The 18,567-nt window shown below is 66.2% G+C and carries 21 protein-coding genes; 5 read left to right on the forward strand and 16 right to left on the reverse strand.

What is annotated here, in order from left to right; all coding sequences use genetic code 11:
• Positions 1-191 precede the first annotated feature (191 nt).
• On the reverse strand, positions 192-1,727 hold the full coding sequence (locus ACN5KJ_RS07505) for an ATP-dependent DNA helicase (RefSeq protein WP_418593039.1): 1,536 nt from the start codon (positions 1,725-1,727) through the stop codon (positions 192-194).
• A gap of 282 nt (positions 1,728-2,009) precedes the next feature.
• Here ACN5KJ_RS07505 and ACN5KJ_RS07510 point away from each other — a divergent pair, with 282 nt between their 5' ends.
• Positions 2,010-2,852, forward strand: coding sequence for an urea carboxylase-associated family protein (locus ACN5KJ_RS07510; protein ID WP_418593041.1), 843 nt, complete (start codon positions 2,010-2,012; stop codon positions 2,850-2,852).
• Between the two features lie 27 nt (positions 2,853-2,879).
• On the opposite strand, the gene deoD is transcribed toward ACN5KJ_RS07510, so the two are convergent.
• The 3 genes from deoD to ACN5KJ_RS07525 form a co-directional block, all read right to left on the reverse strand.
• Positions 2,880-3,584 (reverse strand): purine-nucleoside phosphorylase, encoded by a 705-nt coding sequence (deoD, locus tag ACN5KJ_RS07515; protein WP_418593043.1) that lies wholly within the window; start codon positions 3,582-3,584, stop codon positions 2,880-2,882.
• 1 nt (position 3,585) lies between these two features.
• Entirely contained in the window at positions 3,586-3,894 is a 309-nt protein-coding gene (locus ACN5KJ_RS07520; protein WP_347165590.1) for an H-NS histone family protein, read from the reverse strand.
• A gap of 322 nt (positions 3,895-4,216) precedes the next feature.
• Positions 4,217-6,298, reverse strand: coding sequence for a methylmalonyl-CoA mutase family protein (locus ACN5KJ_RS07525; RefSeq protein ID WP_418593045.1), 2,082 nt, complete (start codon positions 6,296-6,298; stop codon positions 4,217-4,219).
• A gap of 224 nt (positions 6,299-6,522) precedes the next feature.
• Here ACN5KJ_RS07525 and ACN5KJ_RS07530 point away from each other — a divergent pair, with 224 nt between their 5' ends.
• The 4 genes from ACN5KJ_RS07530 to ACN5KJ_RS07545 all read left to right on the forward strand — a co-directional run bounded on the left by ACN5KJ_RS07530 (position 6,523) and on the right by ACN5KJ_RS07545 (position 11,189).
• Positions 6,523-7,887, forward strand: a complete 1,365-nt coding sequence (locus ACN5KJ_RS07530; protein WP_418593563.1) for a 1-acyl-sn-glycerol-3-phosphate acyltransferase — start codon at positions 6,523-6,525, stop codon at positions 7,885-7,887.
• 171 nt (positions 7,888-8,058) lie between these two features.
• The gene (gene ccrA, locus ACN5KJ_RS07535; RefSeq protein WP_347165592.1) at positions 8,059-9,345 is read left to right on the forward strand and encodes a crotonyl-CoA carboxylase/reductase; all 1,287 of its coding nucleotides are present in this window, start codon (positions 8,059-8,061) and stop codon (positions 9,343-9,345) included.
• A gap of 376 nt (positions 9,346-9,721) precedes the next feature.
• The gene (locus tag ACN5KJ_RS07540; protein ID WP_347167930.1) at positions 9,722-10,441 is read left to right on the forward strand and encodes a LuxR family transcriptional regulator; all 720 of its coding nucleotides are present in this window, start codon (positions 9,722-9,724) and stop codon (positions 10,439-10,441) included.
• 109 nt (positions 10,442-10,550) lie between these two features.
• Complete coding sequence (locus ACN5KJ_RS07545; RefSeq protein ID WP_418593048.1) at positions 10,551-11,189, forward strand: acyl-homoserine-lactone synthase; 639 nt, start codon at positions 10,551-10,553, stop codon at positions 11,187-11,189.
• Between the two features lie 38 nt (positions 11,190-11,227).
• On the opposite strand, the gene ACN5KJ_RS07550 is transcribed toward ACN5KJ_RS07545, so the two are convergent.
• The 12 genes from ACN5KJ_RS07550 to ACN5KJ_RS07605 all read right to left on the reverse strand — a co-directional run bounded on the left by ACN5KJ_RS07550 (position 11,228) and on the right by ACN5KJ_RS07605 (position 18,553).
• A complete protein-coding gene (locus ACN5KJ_RS07550; RefSeq protein WP_347165594.1) occupies positions 11,228-11,419 on the reverse strand; it encodes a hypothetical protein in 192 nt (63 codons plus the stop codon).
• A 70-nt stretch (positions 11,420-11,489) separates the two neighbouring features.
• Entirely contained in the window at positions 11,490-11,621 is a 132-nt protein-coding gene (locus ACN5KJ_RS07555) for a hypothetical protein (protein ID WP_347165595.1), read from the reverse strand.
• A gap of 345 nt (positions 11,622-11,966) precedes the next feature.
• Positions 11,967-12,749, reverse strand: coding sequence for a succinate dehydrogenase iron-sulfur subunit (locus ACN5KJ_RS07560; RefSeq protein WP_418593050.1), 783 nt, complete (start codon positions 12,747-12,749; stop codon positions 11,967-11,969).
• A 60-nt stretch (positions 12,750-12,809) separates the two neighbouring features.
• Positions 12,810-13,130 (reverse strand): hypothetical protein, encoded by a 321-nt coding sequence (locus ACN5KJ_RS07565; protein ID WP_347165597.1) that lies wholly within the window; start codon positions 13,128-13,130, stop codon positions 12,810-12,812.
• Positions 13,127-13,816 carry an FkbM family methyltransferase gene (locus ACN5KJ_RS07570; protein ID WP_418593051.1) on the reverse strand — a complete coding sequence of 230 codons (690 nt, stop codon included), beginning with the start codon at positions 13,814-13,816 and terminating at the stop codon, positions 13,127-13,129. Before ACN5KJ_RS07570 ends, ACN5KJ_RS07565 begins: the two co-directional genes overlap by 4 nt.
• A gap of 43 nt (positions 13,817-13,859) precedes the next feature.
• The gene (locus ACN5KJ_RS07575) at positions 13,860-14,159 is read right to left on the reverse strand and encodes a hypothetical protein (RefSeq protein ID WP_347165599.1); all 300 of its coding nucleotides are present in this window, start codon (positions 14,157-14,159) and stop codon (positions 13,860-13,862) included.
• Positions 14,159-15,964, reverse strand: a complete 1,806-nt coding sequence (gene sdhA / locus ACN5KJ_RS07580) for a succinate dehydrogenase flavoprotein subunit (RefSeq protein WP_347165600.1) — start codon at positions 15,962-15,964, stop codon at positions 14,159-14,161. Before sdhA ends, ACN5KJ_RS07575 begins: the two co-directional genes overlap by 1 nt.
• A 22-nt stretch (positions 15,965-15,986) precedes the next feature.
• Entirely contained in the window at positions 15,987-16,358 is a 372-nt protein-coding gene (locus tag ACN5KJ_RS07585; RefSeq protein ID WP_418593053.1) for a succinate dehydrogenase, hydrophobic membrane anchor protein, read from the reverse strand.
• Between the two features lie 11 nt (positions 16,359-16,369).
• The gene (gene sdhC / locus ACN5KJ_RS07590; RefSeq protein WP_347165603.1) at positions 16,370-16,759 is read right to left on the reverse strand and encodes a succinate dehydrogenase, cytochrome b556 subunit; all 390 of its coding nucleotides are present in this window, start codon (positions 16,757-16,759) and stop codon (positions 16,370-16,372) included.
• A gap of 235 nt (positions 16,760-16,994) precedes the next feature.
• Positions 16,995-17,198, reverse strand: a complete 204-nt coding sequence (locus ACN5KJ_RS07595; RefSeq protein ID WP_347165604.1) for a hypothetical protein — start codon at positions 17,196-17,198, stop codon at positions 16,995-16,997.
• A gap of 126 nt (positions 17,199-17,324) precedes the next feature.
• On the reverse strand, positions 17,325-18,353 hold the full coding sequence (locus ACN5KJ_RS07600; protein ID WP_347165605.1) for a MaoC family dehydratase: 1,029 nt from the start codon (positions 18,351-18,353) through the stop codon (positions 17,325-17,327).
• Positions 18,350-18,553: a DUF1737 domain-containing protein gene (locus ACN5KJ_RS07605; protein WP_418593056.1), complete on the reverse strand. Its 204-nt coding sequence runs from the start codon at positions 18,551-18,553 to the stop codon at positions 18,350-18,352. Before ACN5KJ_RS07605 ends, ACN5KJ_RS07600 begins: the two co-directional genes overlap by 4 nt.
• Positions 18,554-18,567 lie beyond the last annotated feature (14 nt).

An 18,567-nucleotide genomic window follows, 5' to 3' on the forward strand; every position in this document is an offset into this window, starting at 1 on the left:
GGGTGTCGGGCGCATGGTGGAAAGCGGCGCCGAGGGCGGGCACCGGGCGCCCTTTGGGCCGATAAGACCCGAGATGCCGGGCCGAAGGGGCGCAATTCCGGCAAACAGCCCTTCCCGGCTGCCCATGCACAGGACGCAAATGCAGCCGGACCTGTCCCGCCCGTCAGCCTGCCAACCGCCCCAGAACGCTCTCAGAGGTCGAGGCCGGGCTCGCTTTCGAGGGCCAGAGGCGCGGGCGCCCCGCGAAGATCGTCCACGGTCAGCGCCCCCGAGGGTTTCGCCAGCCGGTTGCGCACCACCCAGTACAGCCGTTCCGAGGCGCGGGTGATCGCCACATAGGCAAGGCGCTTCCACAGGGGCTGGCCCGCTTCGGTCCGGCCCATGCGGGCGGCGGCGTAGAGATCGGGCGCAAAGACCTGCACGTTCTCCCATTGCGACCCCTGCGCCTTGTGGATCGTCACCGCGGCACCGTGCAGGAAGGTCGCCCCCATGCGGGCGGCGTAGGGGATGAAGGGTTCTTCCTCGTCGGGCTTCTCGATCTTCACGATCGAGGCGGCAGAGACCTGCGGCTCTATGGCGCCGACGACGTGCAGCTTGGAAAACCCCGGCTTGCGCCCGGGGCCGAGGTAGATCACCTGCGCGCCCTTGATCAATCCGCGCGCCTCCAGGTCCAGCCGCTTCTTGCGGTGCTTCAGCGGCAGTTCCAGCCCGTCGCAGATCAGCGGCTCGCCGGGCAGCAGCGCGGTTTCGGGCGCGCCATGCACGGCGCGGAAGGCATTGATCAGCCGGATGCGCGTGGCATTGCGCCAGACCAGCACCGGAGAGCGCGCCATCAGGTCGACCTCGACCCGCTGCGCATAGACCACGCGGTCGTCGCGCCGGGCCGCCTGTTCGACCAGCCGCTCGAAGTCCTCGAAGCCCACGTCCGGGTCGGACAGGGCATGCGCGAGGTCCAGAATGGGGTTGTCCGCTTCCTGCCGGTGGATGCGGCTGAGTTCCAGCTTCTGGCCCTCGGCCAGCCCGTCGAAGACCATCTTGCCGGACTGGTTCACCGGTGCCAGCTGGGCCGGGTCGCCGAACAGCATCAGGTTCGGAAAGATCTCGCGCAGGTCCTCGAACTGGCGGTCGTCCAGCATCGAGGCCTCGTCGACCAGTCCGATGTCCAGCGGCTCTTCGCGGCGCTTCCATCCGGTGATGAAATCCGAGCCGCGCAGGCCCGCGGCGGCCAGCGCGGCAGGCACCGAGCCATGCTGCTGATAGCTGGTCTGGGCGCGGGTCAGCGCCTCTTCGGACAGCTCCTCGATCTCGGGGCGGTCGCCGTTGCCCATCAGCCATTCGGCGATGCGCTCGTATTGGGGGTCGTAGACCGGCGTGTAGATGATGCGGTGGATCGTGGTGGCGGGCACGCCACGCATGCGCAGCACGCTGGCCGCCTTGTTGGTCGGCGCAAGGATGGCCAGCGTGCGGCGGTCCTTGCGCGGGCGGCCCTCGTAATCGCCGGACACGGTTTCCACGCCCGCCGCTTCCAGCGCCTTCACCAGTTCCGCCAGCAGCAGGGTCTTGCCGCTGCCGGCCTTGCCCATCACCGCAAGGACCTTTGTCTTGCCCTCCTTGGCGGGCAGGCAGAAGCCATCGTGCAGGTCTACGCCCGCCTCGCTCAGAAGATCGGCGACACGGTCATAGGCAAGCGCCTGATCGTCGGAGAATTTGAGGGCCGGCACGGTCATGCGCGCACCCTATCGCGGCCCCCGCGCGGGGACCAGCAGCCTTGCGCAGGGACGCGTCGTTTTTGCATCGGCCGGGGCCCGCGCCTTGCCCTGCGCCCCCGTCGCCGGATGGCATCGCGCACCCGTGCCCTGTGCCCCCGGTGCTGCCCCCTGCCCCGACTCCTGCCGCACCCGTCCCGAAGCGCAAAACCGGGGCGAGGCGGGGTGGACAGCCCGGCCCCGAGCGGCTTCAGTGCCCCGAAAGGCGCGCCCAAAGGCCCGCCACACCGAGAGGAGACCGCCATGCCCCCGCCCCCCGACGCCGAAGCCCGCCGCGCCGTCCGCCCGGTGATCTGCTACCCGACCGACACGCTGCCCGCGCCGGACATGGCGCTTTACGGCGCGGCGCTGGAGACCGCCGAGGTTACCGCGACGCATATCGCCGCCCCGCGCGAGGCCTGCTGCTTCGAGGTGCCCGCCGGGCAGTTCTTTCGCATCACCTGCACCGGAGGACCGCAGGTCGGGGACCTGAACCTGTGGAACGCCACCGATCTGTCCGAACGCTTCTACTCCGGCAAGACGCGCGCCCTGCACGGCAGTCATGTCAGCACCGGCGACCGGCTGTGGAGCAGCTTTCCCGCCCTGCGTCCGCTGGCGACGGTGGTGCGCGACGACCTCGACTGGTACGGCATCGATGCCTTCGGCGGCTCTGTCCATGACGTGATCGGCACGCGCTGCGATCCCTACACGGGCCGCCTGTTGTCGGGCAGCGATTACCACCACTGCTGCCACTCGAACCTGACCCGCGCGCTGGCCGACCACCTTGGCCTGCCGCTGGCCGAGGCCGAGCCGCATGTGCACGACGTCCTGAACGTCTTCATGTGCACGGGCTTCACCCGCGACACCGGCCAGTATTTCATGAAATCCAGCCCGGTGCGGCCCGGCGATGCGCTGACGTTCCTTGCAGAGATCGACCTGCTGGGCGCGCTCAGCGCCTGTCCGGGCGGGGATTGCGGCGCCGAGCATACCTCGGACAGCGCGCCCTGCTTTCCGCTGAAGGTGGAGATCCTGCGCCCCGCCCCCGATGCGCTGCAGGGCTGGGTGTCGCCGTCGCGGAATGCCTACGACCGCAGTCACGGGCGGTAAGGGTGGGTTTGCACCCACCCCGTGCCGTCAGGCGAAGGCCGCCTCCAGCGCGATTTCTACCATGTCGCCGAAGGACCGCTCTCGCTGGTCCGACGGCAGGGCCTCGTGGGTCAGCAGGTGGTCCGAAACGGTGAGGACCGCCAGCGCCCGGGCGCCGTGCCGGGCGGCGAGGATATAAAGCTCTGCCGCTTCCATCTCGACCCCCAGAATGCCGTGGCGAACCATCTGGTCATTCAGGTCCGGACGCTCGTCATAGAAAACATCCGAGGAATAGATGCCGCCGACATGGACTCCGACATCGCGGGTACGCGCGGCGGCCACTGCCGCCTCCAGCAGGGCGTAATCCGCGCAGGGCGCGTAATTCAATTCGCGAAAGATACCCCGCGACGGAGTCGACAGGGTCGTGGCCGTCATGGCGACGATCACATCGCGAATGGCAATCCTTTCCTGCATCGCCCCGCAAGAGCCAATACGGATCAGCGTCTTCGCCCCGTAATCCCGAAGCAATTCGTTGGCATAGATCGAAAGGCTGGGCATCCCCATTCCCGACCCCTGGATCGTCACCCTGTGACCCTTCCAGGTGCCGGTATATCCCAGCATGCCCCTTACCCGGTTCACGCAGACCGCATCGTCGAGAAAGGTCTGCGCCGCCCATTCCGCCCGAAGGGGATCGCCCGGCATAAGAACCGTTTCGGCAATCTCCCCCGGCTTGGCACCGATATGAACCGTCACGTCAGAGCGCCAGATCGTCCATGGACTTGCCCTGTTCGAGCGCCTCGATCACCCAATTGGGCTTTCGGCCCCGGCCGGTCCATGTCTGCGAGGGATCTGCGGGATTGGCAAAGCGCGGCGCGCCCTTGCTGCCTTTCGGTCCGGCCTCCATCACCTCGTCGAGCGAGAAGCCGAATTCCTTCGCCGCGTTTTCCGCAGCGCGTTTGGCCTCTGCCCTGCGGCGTTGGTCCACGGATTTCAGAGCTTTCTGCGCATCCGCAATCAGCTTTTTCAACTCGTCGGGGGTCATTCCGTCAAGGTCGATATTCATTCGCGTTCTCCAGTTATTTTTTACCAATCTGCCAAAATAAAAGATCTTACAAGGCGTCGCTTTGGGTCACACGAGGAATTGTCCCGGAAAACGGGGTATTCCGAGGCCGATCGGCGGAAAGCCGACACTTTGACGGGCATAAGCGGGGGGATCGCAGCATTGCCGGCAATCCCCCTGTCCGGGTGGGACGAATCAGGAAAACCGCCCTATCCAGCGGATCGGACGGTCGAAACGCCGGTGAAGCGGCGCGCAAGCTGGCCCGGCGGAGCACCGGAGTTTCCTGCGATCCGGCACCACAGGCGCCGGTCGCAGGGGCTGGCCGCTACTCCGCCGCGACGGATTTGGGATCGGCCAGCGTCACGATATCGCGCATGATGGTATTCAGTTCGAAATCCTTCGGCGTATAGACCCGCGCCACGCCCATCGCCAGAAGGCGGCGGGCGTCCTCCTCGGGAATGATCCCGCCGACGATCAGCGAAACCTCCGTCAGCCCCGCCTCGCGCATCCGCGCCACGACCTCCTCGACCAGCGGGATATGTGAGCCCGAGAGGATCGAAAGCCCGACCACATGCGCGCCCTCCTTCGCGGCCTCGACGATCTGTTCGGGGGTCAGGCGGATGCCCTCGTAGTCGATCTCCATCCCGCAATCGCGGGCGCGGAAGGCGATCTGCTCGGCGCCGTTGGAATGGCCGTCGAGACCCGGCTTGCCCACGAGGAAGCGCAGGCGGCGGCCCAGCCGGTCGCTGACCGCATCGACGGCCTCGCGGATGTCCTCCAGCCCCTCGGTCTTGTTCGAGACGGATCTGGAAACGCCGGTCGGGCCGCGATACTCGCCATGGGCGGCGCGCATCTCTCCGGCCCATTCGCCGGTCGTCACCCCCGCCTTCGCACAGGCGACAGAGGCCGGCATGACGTTCTCGCCTGCCGCGGCGGCGGCGCGCAGGGCGCTCAGGGCCTCGGCGACGGCGGCGCTGTCACGCTCTGCCTTCCAGGCGGTCAGGCGCGCCACCTGATCGGCCTCGACGCCCGGATCGACCGTCATGATGCCGCCGTCCTCGCCCACCAGCGGCGAGCGTTCGCTTTCGGTCCAGCGGTTCACCCCGACGACCACCGTCTCGCCGCGTTCGACCTTGTTGACACGGTCGGCGTTGGATTCCACCAGGCGGCCCTTCATGTAGTCGATCGCCCCGATGGCACCGCCCATGCCCTCGATATTGGCCAGTTCCGCCCGTGCGCCCTCTTTCAGCGCCGCGACCTTGCGGTCCACCGCCGGGTTGCCGTCGAAGAGGTCGTCGTATTCCAGAAGGTCGGTTTCGTAGGCCAGGATCTGCTGCATGCGCATCGACCATTGCTGGTCCCAGGGGCGCGGCAGGCCAAGCGCCTCGTTCCATGCGGGCAACTGGACGGCGCGAGCGCGGGCATTCTTGGACAGGGTGACCGCCAGCGCCTCGATCAGGATCCGGTAGACGTTGTTCTCGGGCTGCTGTTCCGTCAGGCCGAGAGAGTTCACCTGCACGCCATAGCGGAAGCGCCGGAACCTGGCCTCTTCGACGCCGTAGCGCTCCAGCAGGATCTCGTCCCAGAGATCGACGAAGGCGCGCATCTTGCACAGCTCGGTGACAAAGCGGATGCCCGCGTTGACGAAGAACGAGATGCGTCCGCAAAGCGCCGGGAAATCCTCTGCCGCGACGCGCGGCTTCAGCTCGTCCAGCACCGCGACGGCGGTGGCCAGGGCAAAGGCCAGTTCCTGCTCGGGCGTCGCGCCCGCCTCTTGCAGGTGGTAGGAACAGACGTTCATCGGGTTCCACTTGGGAACGTGGTGATAGCAATATTCGGCCACGTCCCCGATCATCTTCAGCGAGGGCTTCGGCGGGCAGATATAGGTGCCGCGCGACAGGTATTCCTTGATCAGGTCGTTCTGCACCGTGCCGTTCAGCTTGGTGATATCGGCGCCCTGCTCTTCCGCCACCGCGATATAAAGCGACAGCAGCCAGGGCGCCGTGGCGTTGATCGTCATCGAGGTGTTCATCTGCTCCAGCGGAATATCCTGAAACAGCGCGCGCATGTCGCCCAGGTGGCAGACCGGGACGCCGACCTTGCCGACCTCGCCCCGGGCCAGAATGTGGTCGCTGTCATAGCCGGTCTGCGTGGGCAGGTCGAAGGCGACAGAGAGGCCGGTCTGACCCTTGGCAAGGTTAGAGCGGTACAGCGCATTGGACTTTTCGGCCGTGGAATGCCCCGCATAGGTGCGGATGAGCCAGGGTTTGTCTCGGGAAGGGGTCTCGGTCATTCGGGCCTCCAACGGCGGGATTCTCGCCAGCAACCTTATTGCGTTTGAAATGGCATATTCGAAACAATATGACCCTGTCAATCCGCCGCAATGCAGCGAGTGCAGGCGCAGCATAGGCCCGTCGCGACGCGTTGCACAGCGGCTCTTTGGTCCCGCCGGGGCCGACGCGCCTGACGGGCCCGCGTTTGCAGCGGGCGCGCACCGCCAAGCGCGGACCGGGGCGCAGGGCGGTCGCACCGGATGTGCCGCCGCGTCGCAAGCGGTCTGGTACGGGCGGCACGCCCGGGACGCGCAGCCCTGTCTTGCGCGGCCCCGGCCAGCCTGCCACGGTCCGCGCCATGGTCACCGTCACGCTCCCGCTCTGGCTTTTGCTGCTGATCCTGCTTTTCGCAGCGATCAGCTTTGTCACGCATTTCTTCTTTCCCTCTGTCCGCTGGTTCTTTCGCCGCCGGGCAGAGCGTCTGGTGCGACGCCTGAACAGCCGCCTCCAGCGCCCCATCGAACCCTTCAAGCTGCTCAGGCGCTACGACCTGATCCAGCGCGTCCTCTACCACCCGGACGTCACCCGGGCGATCCTTGACCATGCCGGGCAGGAAGGCGTCCGCGAGGACGTGGCCTTTGAACGCGCCCGGCGCTACGCGCAGGAAATCGTGCCGTCCTTCTCGGCCTTCGCCTATTTCGGCTGGGGTGTGCGCGGCGCGCGCTGGCTGTCGAACGCGCTGTACCGGGTGCGGCTGGGCCATCACGACCCGCAGGATCTGGCCGGGATCGACCCCGAGGCGACGCTGGTCTTCGTCATCAACCACCGGTCCAACATGGATTACGTGCTGGTCACGCATCTGGTCGCGGACCGCTCTGCGCTGTCCTACGCGGTGGGCGAATGGGCCCAGGTCTGGCCGCTGTCGCGGCTGATCCGCTCCATGGGGGCCTATTTCATCCGGCGGCGGTCGCGCGACGACCTCTATCGGCGGGTGTTGCGGCGCTACGTCCAGATGTCCACCAGCGGCGGCGTCACGCAGGCGATCTTTCCCGAGGGCGGGCTGTCGCTGGACGGCGGCCTTCAGCCCCCGAAGCTGGGGCTGCTGCGCTACATCACCGACGATCTCGACCTTGCCGCGCGGGACGTGGTCTTTGTGCCGGTGGCGCTGAACTACGACCGGGTTCTGGAAGACACCGTTCTGATCGGCGCCGGGGAAAGCGGCACGCGGCGGTTCGAGGCCTCGATCACCCATGTCACGCTGGCCACGCTGAAGCAGCTCTGGCTGCGGGTGACGGGACGGTTTCACCGCTTCGGCTATGCGGCGGTCAGCTTTGGCCGCCCGCTGTCGCTGCGCGCGGACCCGGCGCTGGCGGCGGATGCCGCTGCCCTCGCAGAGCGCCTGCTGGCAGAGATCGCCCGCAATGTGCCGGTGCTTCCGGTGCCGCTGGTGGCGCATCTGCTGCTGGAAAAGCCGCGCCGGGCCGAGGATCTGCCCGGCGCCTTCGCCGCGGCCTGCACCCTGCTGGAGGGCTGCCACATCCATCTGCCGCGCGCCGACAGCGCCTATGCCGCACAGGTCGGCCTGCGGATGCTGACAGAGCGCGGCATCGTCGTGGAAAACGGCGGCCTGCTGGCGGTCGCCCCTGAAAAACAGGCGCTTGCGGGCTTCTACGCCCGCTCCATCGCGCATCTCTTCCCGGCCCGGCGGTCGCCTGAAGCGTAAACTCTGCTGCGCACGCAAAGGATTTTCTGCATCCGCTCGGTCATAAAATTACAAACTAGACGTTCGGATGGTTGCAATGTTGCGCAAGCCCGCGTATTCGATGGGTCAACCCGCGAATCCGCGCTGCGGAGCCGCATCACATTCAAAGGTTGGTTCAAGCAGGAGGCCGCCATGGCACTGGACACGCAAACGGGCATCGCCCAGTACGACGCGCCGGAAAAAGACCTCTACGAGATCGGTGAAATGCCGCCGATGGGCTACGTCCCCAAGAAGATGTACGCTTGGGCGATCCGCCGCGAGCGCCACGGCGACCCCGAAACCTCGTTCCAGCAGGAAGTTGTCGATACATGGACCATCGACAGCCACGAGGTCCTTGTTCTGGTGATGGCCGCCGGCGTGAACTACAACGGCGTCTGGGCCGGCAAGGGGGTGCCGATCAGCCCCTTCGACGTGCACGGGCAGGATTTCCACATCGCCGGTTCCGATGCCTCGGGCATCGTCTGGGCCGTCGGTGACAAGGTCAAGAACTGGAAGGTGGGCGACGAGGTCGTGATCCACTGCAACCAGGACGACGGCGACGACGAGCACTGCAACGGCGGCGACCCGATGTTCTCGCCCAGCCAGCGGATCTGGGGCTACGAGACCGGCGACGGCTCTTTCGCGCAGTTCACCAAGGTGCAGGCGCAGCAGCTGATGCCGCGTCCCAAGCACCTGACCTGGGAAGAGGCCGCCTGCTATACGCTGACGCTGGCCACCGCCTACCGGATGCTCTTCGGCCACCAGCCGCACGAACTGCGCCCCGGCCAGAACGTGCTGGTCTGGGGTGCCTCGGGTGGCCTTGGCTCTTACGCGATCCAGCTGGCGAACACGGCGGGCGCCAACGCCATCGGCGTGATCTCGGACGAGAGCAAGCGCCAGTTCGTGATGGATCAGGGCGCCAAGGGTGTCATCAACCGCAAGGACTTCAACTGCTGGGGTCAGCTGCCCACGGTGAATTCGCCGGAATACAACGCGTGGCTGAAAGAGGCGCGCAAGTTCGGCAAGGCGATCTGGGACATCACCGGCAAGGGCAACAACGTCGACATGGTCTTCGAACACCCGGGCGAAGCGACCTTCCCGGTCTCTGCCCTCGTGGTGAAGAAGGGCGGCATGGTCGTGATCTGCGCGGGCACCAGCGGCTTCAACTGCACCTTCGACGTGCGCTACATGTGGATGCACCAGAAGCGCCTGCAGGGCTCGCACTTCGCCAACCTGCAACAGGCGGCCTCGGCCAACCGGCTGATGATCGAGCGGCGCCTCGACCCCTGCATGTCCGAGGTCTTCCCCTGGGCAGAGATCCCGGCGGCGCATACCAAGATGCTGAACAACGAGCACAAGCCCGGCAACATGGCGGTGCTGGTGCAGGCCCCGAAGACCGGCCTGCGCACGCTGGAAGATGCGCTGGACGCGAAGAAGTAAGACGCGAAGACGTAAACTGTCGCGACACTCATGGACGCCCGCGAATCGCCCCCGGCGACGCGGGCGTCTTCGTGTCCGGGGGATGGCCGAAGCCGCATCAGGGGCTTGCCGGATCGTCCCCCCGCCATTTTGGGGGAGTAAGATTCCGCGAATACGACCCGGAAGCGCGGCATGCTATAGTTGAGTTAATCGTTCGTTAACCATCTGTAGACGAGGCTTGCCATGGGACATGACTGGATACTGGACGTATTGGCGGATCTGAAAACCTTCGCGCGGTCCAACGGACTGCCGTCCCTGGCGGCACAACTGGACGATGCGGGCTTGGTCGCTCAGGCAGAGCTTGCGTCTCTGGCGGAGGGTAAGCGGCTTGGGTTTGTTGGGGACGACAGTTCGCCTGGACGGGCTGATCGAGCGGCTGGAGTCCGCTGAAAGCCTGAGCGACCTGCAAGGCGCCATCGAGGACCTGCGCGACCGGCTGGGGGCCGACAATATCGTCTACCACTGGGTCAATGCCAATGGGCAGCAATACGGCTGCGGCACCTATGACATCGAATGGGTCAATCGCTACGTCGAAAAGGGCTATCTGCGCGTCGATCCGGTGGTGATCGGCTGCTACCAGCGCTTTCACCCGGTCGACTGGAAACGGCTGGACTGGTCAAGCCGCGCCGCCCGGGCCTTTATACAGGACGCCATCGCGCACGGTGTCGGCAATCAGGGGTATTCCATTCCGATCCGGGGGCCGAACGGACAATTCGCGATCTTCTCGCTCAACCACTCCTGCGGCGACGACGACTGGCAGAGCTTCACAGAGGGGAACCGCCGCGACCTGATCCTGCTGGCGCATTTCTTCAACCAGAAGGCGCTGGAGTTCGAACCGGGCCGCCGGCCAGAGGCCGCGCAGCCGCTGTCGCCGCGAGAGATCGAGGCGATGACGCTGCTGGCGGTGGGCTACAGCCGGGCGCAGGCGGCGGACACGCTGTCGATTTCCGAACATACGCTGCGGGTCTACGTCGAAAGCGCGCGGCACAAGCTGGGGGCCTTGAACACGACACATGCCGTCGCGCGGGCGCTCAGCCGGGGTGTGATCATGGTCTGAACCCCGCAGGGTAAACCCGCGGTAGGACCAGCGCGCGCCCCGGTTCGCTTCCGTTAACCGTCGAGGCGAAAATCTGGACCCGTCACATATCCACTGACGGGAGCCCCCCATGATCCGCTACATCTACGGACACGACCTGCCCCTCTTCCCGCATCTCCGCGACGGCATGTTCCGCGACCGCGCCGACCAGTTCAAGACACGCCTCGGCTGGGACGTCACGGTCGACGAGGCCGGGTTCGAGCGCGACGAATACGACGCCGAAAATCCGCTGTATGTCATCTGGGAAGAGGCCGATGGCACACATGGCGGGTCGATGCGGCTGCTGCCGACAACCGGGCGGACCATGGTCAACGACCACTTTGCGCAGCTGACGGGGGGCACCCGTATTTCCAGCCCGGTGATCTGGGAATGCACCCGCTTCTGCCTTGCCCGGGGCGCGAAGCCCGGCGTCGCGGCGGCGCTGATGCTGGCGGGGGGCGAGGTCATGCAGCAATTCGGCGTGGCGCATTACGTCGGCGTCTTCGACGCGCGCATGGTGCGCATCTACCGCCGCATCGGCTCTTCACCCGAGGTGCTGGGCAGCGCGGGCGCAGCGCGCGCGCGGATAAGCGTCGGTCTGTGGGAATTCACGCCCGAGGCGCAGGCCAGGGTGGCGCGGGCCGCCGGGATCACGCCCGACATGTCGCACCGCTGGTTCGAGCGCTCTTTCGGCTCGGTCATCTCTGCAAGGCAGGTGGCGGCCGCCTGAGGCCCGTCCCTGCAGGGCGCGTTTTGCCCGCAGTGGCCTCAGCCGTCGTTTCGAAAGCAGGCGTCGGGCGGGGTGGCCTTCTGGCCATCGACACGCGCGCCGCAATGGATGCACATCCACTGGCTGCCGCTCTGCCCCCTTTGCTCGCGCCAGCGGCACAAGCGGGTCCGGCGATTGGAAAACACCGCCACCAGGATGAAGGCCGCGATCAGCCCGACAAGTACTAACATAGCGCAGACCTGTCGCATGCGCCGGGACTGACAAGTCCCGGCCAGCGTATCCGGTCCGTCGGCAAGGCCCTCAGGCGGCGACGGGCAGGTCTTCGTAGACCGGCGCGGTCGAGGGCTTGCGGGCTTCGGGGGTGAAATAGGACAGGCTGTCTTCGAGAATCCGAAGGGCTTCCTGCGCGGTGATTTTCTTTTGCTCTTGCATCGGGGTGCCTTTCCGTCTGGCGTCTCCCCTCCCTGCCTGACAGATAGTCCCGGCTCTCTTTCGCTGCACCGCAGAAAGACGCAATCTCGCCTTGCGCGCAGTGCAAAGCGGACGCTGCGTCACCCCCTCTCAGGACGCCCGGCGCAGGTCAGGACGCCCCCCTGCCCGCGCCGCATGCCCCCCGCAAGCCGCCATCCCGGCAGCCGGTTTCGGGCGCCCCGGCACCACGGGACCTATGCGCTTTCGCCCGGTGCCGGAGGCGCGATGTAATGCCTCCACGCACGAAAAAACCCGGAGACGCTTTTGGCGCCTCCGGGCTTTTGCGGGCACATCGATCGTCCCCTGTCAGTGCGCGCGTTCCACCAGCATCTGCTTGATGTTCGCGATCGCCTCTGCGGGGTTCAGCCCCTTCGGGCAGGTCTTGGCGCAGTTCATGATGGTGTGGCAGCGGTACAGCTTGAACGGGTCTTCGACGTTGTTCAGCCGCTCACCCGTCGCCTCGTCACGCGAATCGATGATCCAGCGGTAGGCGTGCAGCAGGGCTGCGGGTCCAAGGTAGCGGTCGCCGTTCCACCAGTAGCTGGGGCAAGCGGTCGAGCAGGAGGCGCACATCACGCATTCATAAAGGCCGTCCAGCTTCTTGCGGTCCTCGATGGACTGCTTCCACTCTTTCGCCGGGCGGTTGGTCTTGGTTTCCAGCCAGGGCATGATGCTGGCGTGCTGGGCATAGAAATGCGTCAGGTCCGGGATCAGGTCCTTGACCACCGGCATGTGCGGCAGCGGGTAGATCTTGACGGTCTCGGTCTCGACCTCGTCGAGGCCGTAGATGCAGGCCAGCGTGTTGATCCCGTCGATGTTCATCGCGCAGGATCCGCAGATCCCCTCGCGGCAGGACCGGCGGAAGGTCAGCGTCGGGTCGACCTCGTTCTTGATCTTGATGAGCGCGTCCAGAACCATCGGGCCGCAGGCGTCCATATCGAGGAAATAGGTATCCACCCGCGGGTTGTCGCCGTCGTCGGGGTTCCAGCGATAGATCTGGAACTTGCGGACGTTGGTCGCGCCGTCCGGCTTCGGCCAGGTCTTGCCCGTGCGGATGCGGGAATTCTTGGGGAGAGTGAATTGGACCATGAGTCTACCTCCTGGCTGGGGTGTTCTTGACGAAACGGGCTGGGGCGGGGGTCGAAGGGGTCACCGGAGCGCCCCCTGAAGCAGCGCGGGCAACCCGCGGTTGGCAAGGCAGGACAGCGTCTCGGGCCGGGCCGCGATCTCGGAAACGATCTGGATCGAGCTTTCCGTGGGCCCTCCGACCGTGTCCACGGCCAGCGCATAGATCTGCTGGGCAGAGGCATTGTCGATCACGCAGTCGATGGCGGGCTGCACCGGCACGCCGGGGAAGCGCTCGACCACCACGCGATTGACGGTGGACCGGGCCGCCTCGCGGGCGATGGTATCCTGCGACTGGGCCGTACAGGCGCCAAGCGCGAGGATCAGAAGAAGGGCTTTTTTCATGAAGGCCACCTTGCAAACAGAGCATCGACGTAACGCGGTGCGGCACCGCCGCGCCCGTCCCCGGGCAGCGACAGGACATCGCGGAATTCCAGCCCCGCCGCAGCAAGGGCCGCGATCACCCGGCTGGGCGGCGCCACCCCCTCGAACCGCTGGCTGAGCGACAGTTCCAGAATGGCAAACTCGGTCCGGGCAAGCGTCTCGGGCGCGCCCTGAAGGACGTCCAGCTCGAAGCCTTCGGTGTCGATCTTCAGGCCGACACGGCCCGGGTAGGCCTGCATGATCTGGTCCAAAGTCCGCACCTCGACCGAGCGGGTTTCGACCGATTGCACCCGCCGCGCCATCGGGCCAGCGATCTCGCGGAAGCCCGCCATGGCGCCGTCGGTGCCGTGCTTCGTCACCGGTATCCGCAAGTCCATCCGGCCCGCCGCGGGACCGGCGGCGCAGGCATGAAAGTCATAGTCGGCGGGCGCGGTTGACAGGTCTTCCGCCACCTCCGCCCGGGGGTCGACCAGCACGAATTTTGTGTTCGGAAAGGCATCGTAGAGATGCGGCGTGCCCCTGTGGACACCCACATCCACGACGACATCGGGCGCAAAGCCGTAGCCGCGCAGATGGTCCGCCCCTTCGCGGTTGCGCACCGCGACCAGTCCTTCACGCCGCAGGGCGCGGCGAAGCTCGGGGGTCATGTGGATGCCCCCCGACGCCCCGGGCAGGCCCTGTGGCATGCGGTCAGTTCAAGCAATAGAGCGTGCCCCTGTACATCTTCGGCGCGCCCGGCACGCAGCCGGGCAACGGAACGTGGACGAGGTTCACGGGCTTCTGCCGCAACGGCGCGCGGTGCGTGCCGCGCGCCATGCAGTCCTGAAGGATCTGATTGTAGCGCACCTGATAGCCGTATTTCGACCCGCTGTAGGCATTGGCCTCGGCCTCTGCGTAGCAGGTCTGGGATACGGTGCCATAGCCGTTCGCCAGTGCCGGAAGGGCAGAGGCGGCGGTCAGGGCGGCGGCTGCAATCAGGGTCTTCGTCATCAGAAAGTCCTCGCTTTCGGGGCGATCTTCTGCAACGAAATCCCGCCCTGTTCCTCGTTCGTCAACGGATCGACGATGACAGGACGATAGCTCAGCGCGACGTTGTTTCCATCGACACGGGCAACGGTGTGGACACGCCAGTTCTCGTCGTCCCGCTCCGAGAAGTCCTCGTGCGCATGGGCGCCGCGCGATTCCTTGCGCGCCTCGGCGCCGACGATGGTCGCCAAGGCGTTGGGCATCAGGTTCGTCAGTTCCAGCGTTTCCATCAGGTCCGAGTTCCAGACGAGGCTGCGGTCGGTGACCTTCAGGTCGTCCATCTTTGCGGCGATGGCGGTCATCGCCTCGACACCCTCGGCCATGGTCTCGGCGGTGCGGAAGACGGCGGCGTCGCGCTGCATGGTCTTCTGCATCTCCAGACGCAGCTCTGCCGTGGGCACGCCGCCCTCGGCATGGCGCAGGCCGTCGAAGCGGGCGAAGGCCTTGTCGATCTCGCCCTTGGGCGCCACCGGCACCGCGCCTTCGCGGTCAACCACCTGGCCGGCGCGGATCGCGGCGGCGCGGCCGAAGACGACGAGGTCGATCAACGAGTTCGACCCAAGGCGGTTGGCGCCGTGCACCGACGCACAGCCTGCCTCACCCACGGCCATCAGGCCCGGCACGATGGCGGTCGGGTTGTCCTCGGTCGGGTTCAGCACCTCGCCCCAGTAGTTCGTCGGGATGCCGCCCATGTTGTAGTGCACGGTGGGCAGGACCGGGATCGGTTCCTTGGTCACGTCGACGCCCGCGAAGATCTTGGCCGATTCCGAGATTCCCGGCAGGCGCTCTGCCAGCGCCTCGGCGGGCAGGTGCGAGAGGTTCAGGTGGATGTGGTCGCCGTCCTTGCCAACGCCCCGGCCCTCGCGGATCTCCATGGTCATGGAGCGGCTGACATAGTCACGCGGCGCGAGGTCCTTGTAGGTCGGCGCATAGCGTTCCATGAAGCGCTCGCCCTCGGAGTTCGTCAGGTAGCCGCCCTCGCCCCGCGCGCCTTCGGTGATCAGGCAGCCGGAACCGTAGATGCCGGTCGGGTGGAACTGCACGAATTCCATGTCCTGAAGCGGCAGACCGGCGCGGGCCACCATGCCGCCGCCGTCGCCGGTGCAGGTGTGCGCCGAGGTGGCGGAGAAATAGGCACGCCCGTAACCGCCGGTGGCCAGAACGACCATCTTGGCGTTGAAGACATGCATCGTGCCGTCGTCCAGCTTCCAGCACAGGACGCCCTTGCAGACGCCGTCCTCCATCAGCAGGTCGATGGCGAAGTATTCGACGTAGAACTCGGCCTTCTGCTTCAGCGACTGGCCATACAGCGTGTGCAGGATGGCGTGGCCGGTGCGGTCGGCGGCGGCGCAGGTGCGCTGCACCGGGGGGCCTTCACCGAACTCGGTGGTGTGGCCGCCGAAGGGCCGCTGGTAGATCTTGCCCTCTTCGGTGCGGCTGAACGGCACGCCGTAGTGCTCCAGCTCGTAGACCGCCTTGGGCGCCTCGCGGGCGAGGTATTCCATGGCGTCGGTGTCGCCCAGCCAGTCGGACCCCTTGACGGTGTCGTACATGTGCCACTGCCAGTTGTCGGGCCCCATGTTCGACAGCGAGGCGGCGATGCCGCCCTGTGCCGCGACGGTATGCGAGCGCGTCGGGAAGACCTTGGTCACGCAGGCCGTGCGCAGGCCCTGCTCGGCCATGCCCAGCGTCGCGCGCAGCCCGGCGCCGCCGGCACCCACGACCACGACGTCATAATCATGCGTCTCGTATTCGTATGAAGCAGTCATAGTGGTTCTTTCCTGTCGCGCGTCAGAGGGCGATTTTCACGAGGGCGAACAGCCCCATGGCCATCAGCGTATAGGTCAGCGCCGAGGTGGCGATCAGCGCGAAGCGCTCTGCCATGCCGTGCATGTAGTCCTCGATCGCCTCATGCGCCTCGTTCTTCACGTGGTTGAGGATCACGACCATGCCAAGGCCGGTGACGATGGCGGGCCAGGGCCGCGAGAAGTAGGCGATGACCTCTTCGCGGGTGCCGCCCATGCCGGCGCCGAAGGTAATGACGAAAAGCGGTACGACCACGACCATCAGGATCGACGAGATCAGCATCTGGTAGTGGTGTTGGGTGCCCTGCCCCGAGGCACCGAGGCCGGTGGCCCGCTTGCGGTCTGTCAGATAACGCATGATGACCCCCTTCAGATCGCGATTGCCGTGAAGAGCGCCAGCAGCGTGGCGCCGATGAACATGCCCCAGCCCATGTACTCGGAGGTCTCGACGTCGAGGCAATATCCGAAGTCCCAGATCACGTGCCGCAACCGTCCCAGCATGTGGTACCAGATCGCCCACGACCCGATGAACAGCACGAGGTTGCCCAGAAGGCTGAGCAGCAGGCCGTCGACCAGCGCGAAGGCCTCGTCCGAGGAGGCCGCCGCAAGCAGCCAGATGGCCAGCAGCACGGCAACGCCCAGCGTGATCAGCCCGGTGATGCGCACCATGATTGAAGACATGGAGGTCATCTGCGGGCGGTAGTACTGCCCGATCATGAAGGGAGAAAGCGGGCGATTGCCCCGGTTCACATCAGCCATGAGGATATCCTGGGTTGGGGTCCGTTGGTGTCGTTCTATCGCTTTTTACACCACTGTCACCCGTGGGTGCGGCACTGCGGCGCGGTTTTTGGGCGCAATTCGCGAAAATCGTCGCGTTGTGATCACACCCTCCGTCGGCGTGATCACACATTCGGCGCCAAAGCAGACTCCCGCCGGTTTGCCATCGGCGGGGGGTGATCATGACGGATTCGGTCGGGCAATGGCCCGCCGGCTCTCAATCCTCGGGGAAGCCCATCTTGCGCAGCGCGGCCTTGGCCTTGCGTTTCAGCGCGTCGTCCTGCGAGCCGAGATCGCGGTGCAGCTTGCCCATAAGCCCAGAGAGCGCACGGCGGTCGGCCAGAGAGCGGATGGTGTTCGGAATGTCCCCATCGGGAAGACAGAGAACCTCGTCGGAGGTTTGCGGCAGGTTCAGGCTCATCAAGAGCACCCCCAGTTTTGTATGCGTCGAATCTCTCCCCTGTCGCATATTCTACGCAATGGTTAACGAGCCGACCACGGAAATGTCACAGGTGCGGGGGATGCCCCTTGCGCACCCCCTCCCGGCCTACAGCGGCATCAGCGCCCAGTAGTCCAGATCCAGCAGCACCTCGGGGCTGTAGCGCCCGTCGTCGCCCTTCAGGACAAAGGGCTCTCCGCCCTTCGTGGCCACCAGCCGCAGGCGGATTGCCCCGACGCCGGGCGCCGCGGTCTCGGCCTTGTCCAGCACCTCTGTCCAGGCCTTCACCGTGTCCCCCGCAAAGCAGGGATTGGCATGGGCGCCGCCGTTCAGGCCGACGATCATCTGCGCATTGGCCAGCCCGTTGAAGGACAGCGCGCGGGCCATCGAGATCACATGCCCGCCATAGATCAGCCGCCCCTCGGGGCGGAAGGTCAGGTCGAAGTGCACCTTGGCGGTGTTCTGCCAAAGCCGCGTGGCGAGCATGTGCTCGGCCTCCTCGACGGTCACGCCGTCGACGTGGTCGATGGTCTCGCCGATCTCGTAGTCGCCCCAGCGGTGCGGCTCTCCGGCCAGCGTGAAGTCGTAGCCGGTGAAATCCAGCCCCTCGGGGATCACCAGATCCCCGGGCGCCAGCACCGTCTTCAGATCCGGCACCACCGTCTCGGGCGCGGGGGCGTCCGCGTCCTTCTTGCGCACCATCACCCAGCGGCAATATTCCATCACCACCGCGTCATGCTGGTTCAGGCCACGGGTGCGGACCCAGACCACCCCGGTCTTGCCGTTCGAGTTCTGCTTCAGCCCGATCACCTCGGACACCGACCGCAGCGTGTCCCCCGGCCAGACCGGCGCCAGCCAGCGCCCCTCGGCATAGCCGAGGTTGGCCACGGCGTTCAGCGACACGTCCGGCACGGTCTTGCCGAAGACCACGTGAAAGGCGGCAAGATCGTCGATCGGCGCAGCCTTCAGCCCGCAGGCCTGCGCAAAGGCATCCGAGGAATACAGCGCATGCCGCGCCGGGTAGAGCGCATGGTACAGCGCCCGCTCTCCGCCAGAGACGGTGCGCGGCACGGCGTGCTCCAGCACCTGACCGAGACTGTAATCCTCGAAGAAGCGGCCCGGATTGGTCTTCATCACTGCTCTCCCAGCTTGATCTCGGGGGTGTAGGTGCCCTCGAGCTCTTTCACCACGGCCTGCCCGCAGCGCATCACGCCATTGGCGGCGTCGAAGGCGTAGGTGGGCTCTCCGTAAAGGGTCCAGCCCTTGTTCAGCGCCGCGGTGACCTTGTGACAGAAGGCCGAGGTGTCGTCCTCGGAGAGGAAGCGGTAAAGTTTCATAGTTTTTCCAGTCG

The organism is Ponticoccus sp. (in: a-proteobacteria) (assembly GCF_048381735.1).

Bases quoted from the DNA above. Each gene is read 5' to 3' on its own strand.
- ACN5KJ_RS07565 (WP_347165597.1), bottom strand. From the start codon at position 13,130: ATGAAAAAAGCCCTTCTTCTGATCCTCGCGCTTGGCGCCTGTACGGCC.
- ACN5KJ_RS07575 (WP_347165599.1), bottom strand. From the start codon at position 14,159: ATGACGAAGACCCTGATTGCAGCCGCCGCCCTGACCGCCGCCTCTGCC.
- ACN5KJ_RS07595 (WP_347165604.1), bottom strand. From the start codon at position 17,198: ATGAGCCTGAACCTGCCGCAAACCTCCGACGAGGTTCTCTGTCTTCCC.
- ACN5KJ_RS07605 (WP_418593056.1), bottom strand. From the start codon at position 18,553: ATGAAACTTTACCGCTTCCTCTCCGAGGACGACACCTCGGCCTTCTGT.
- ACN5KJ_RS07530 (WP_418593563.1), top strand. From the start codon at position 6,523: ATGGTCACCGTCACGCTCCCGCTCTGGCTTTTGCTGCTGATCCTGCTT.
- ACN5KJ_RS07560 (WP_418593050.1), bottom strand. From the start codon at position 12,749: ATGGTCCAATTCACTCTCCCCAAGAATTCCCGCATCCGCACGGGCAAG.
- ACN5KJ_RS07525 (WP_418593045.1), bottom strand. From the start codon at position 6,298: ATGCTGCGCCTGCACTCGCTGCATTGCGGCGGATTGACAGGGTCATAT.
- ACN5KJ_RS07520 (WP_347165590.1), bottom strand. From the start codon at position 3,894: ATGAATATCGACCTTGACGGAATGACCCCCGACGAGTTGAAAAAGCTG.
- ACN5KJ_RS07555 (WP_347165595.1), bottom strand. From the start codon at position 11,621: ATGCAAGAGCAAAAGAAAATCACCGCGCAGGAAGCCCTTCGGATTCTC.
- ACN5KJ_RS07550 (WP_347165594.1), bottom strand. From the start codon at position 11,419: ATGTTAGTACTTGTCGGGCTGATCGCGGCCTTCATCCTGGTGGCGGTG.
- ACN5KJ_RS07570 (WP_418593051.1), bottom strand. From the start codon at position 13,816: ATGACCCCCGAGCTTCGCCGCGCCCTGCGGCGTGAAGGACTGGTCGCG.
- ACN5KJ_RS07510 (WP_418593041.1), top strand. From the start codon at position 2,010: ATGCCCCCGCCCCCCGACGCCGAAGCCCGCCGCGCCGTCCGCCCGGTG.
- ACN5KJ_RS07505 (WP_418593039.1), bottom strand. From the start codon at position 1,727: ATGACCGTGCCGGCCCTCAAATTCTCCGACGATCAGGCGCTTGCCTAT.
- ACN5KJ_RS07545 (WP_418593048.1), top strand. From the start codon at position 10,551: ATGATCCGCTACATCTACGGACACGACCTGCCCCTCTTCCCGCATCTC.
- sdhC (WP_347165603.1), bottom strand. From the start codon at position 16,759: ATGGCTGATGTGAACCGGGGCAATCGCCCGCTTTCTCCCTTCATGATC.
- sdhA (WP_347165600.1), bottom strand. From the start codon at position 15,964: ATGACTGCTTCATACGAATACGAGACGCATGATTATGACGTCGTGGTC.
- ccrA (WP_347165592.1), top strand. From the start codon at position 8,059: ATGGCACTGGACACGCAAACGGGCATCGCCCAGTACGACGCGCCGGAA.
- ACN5KJ_RS07585 (WP_418593053.1), bottom strand. From the start codon at position 16,358: ATGCGTTATCTGACAGACCGCAAGCGGGCCACCGGCCTCGGTGCCTCG.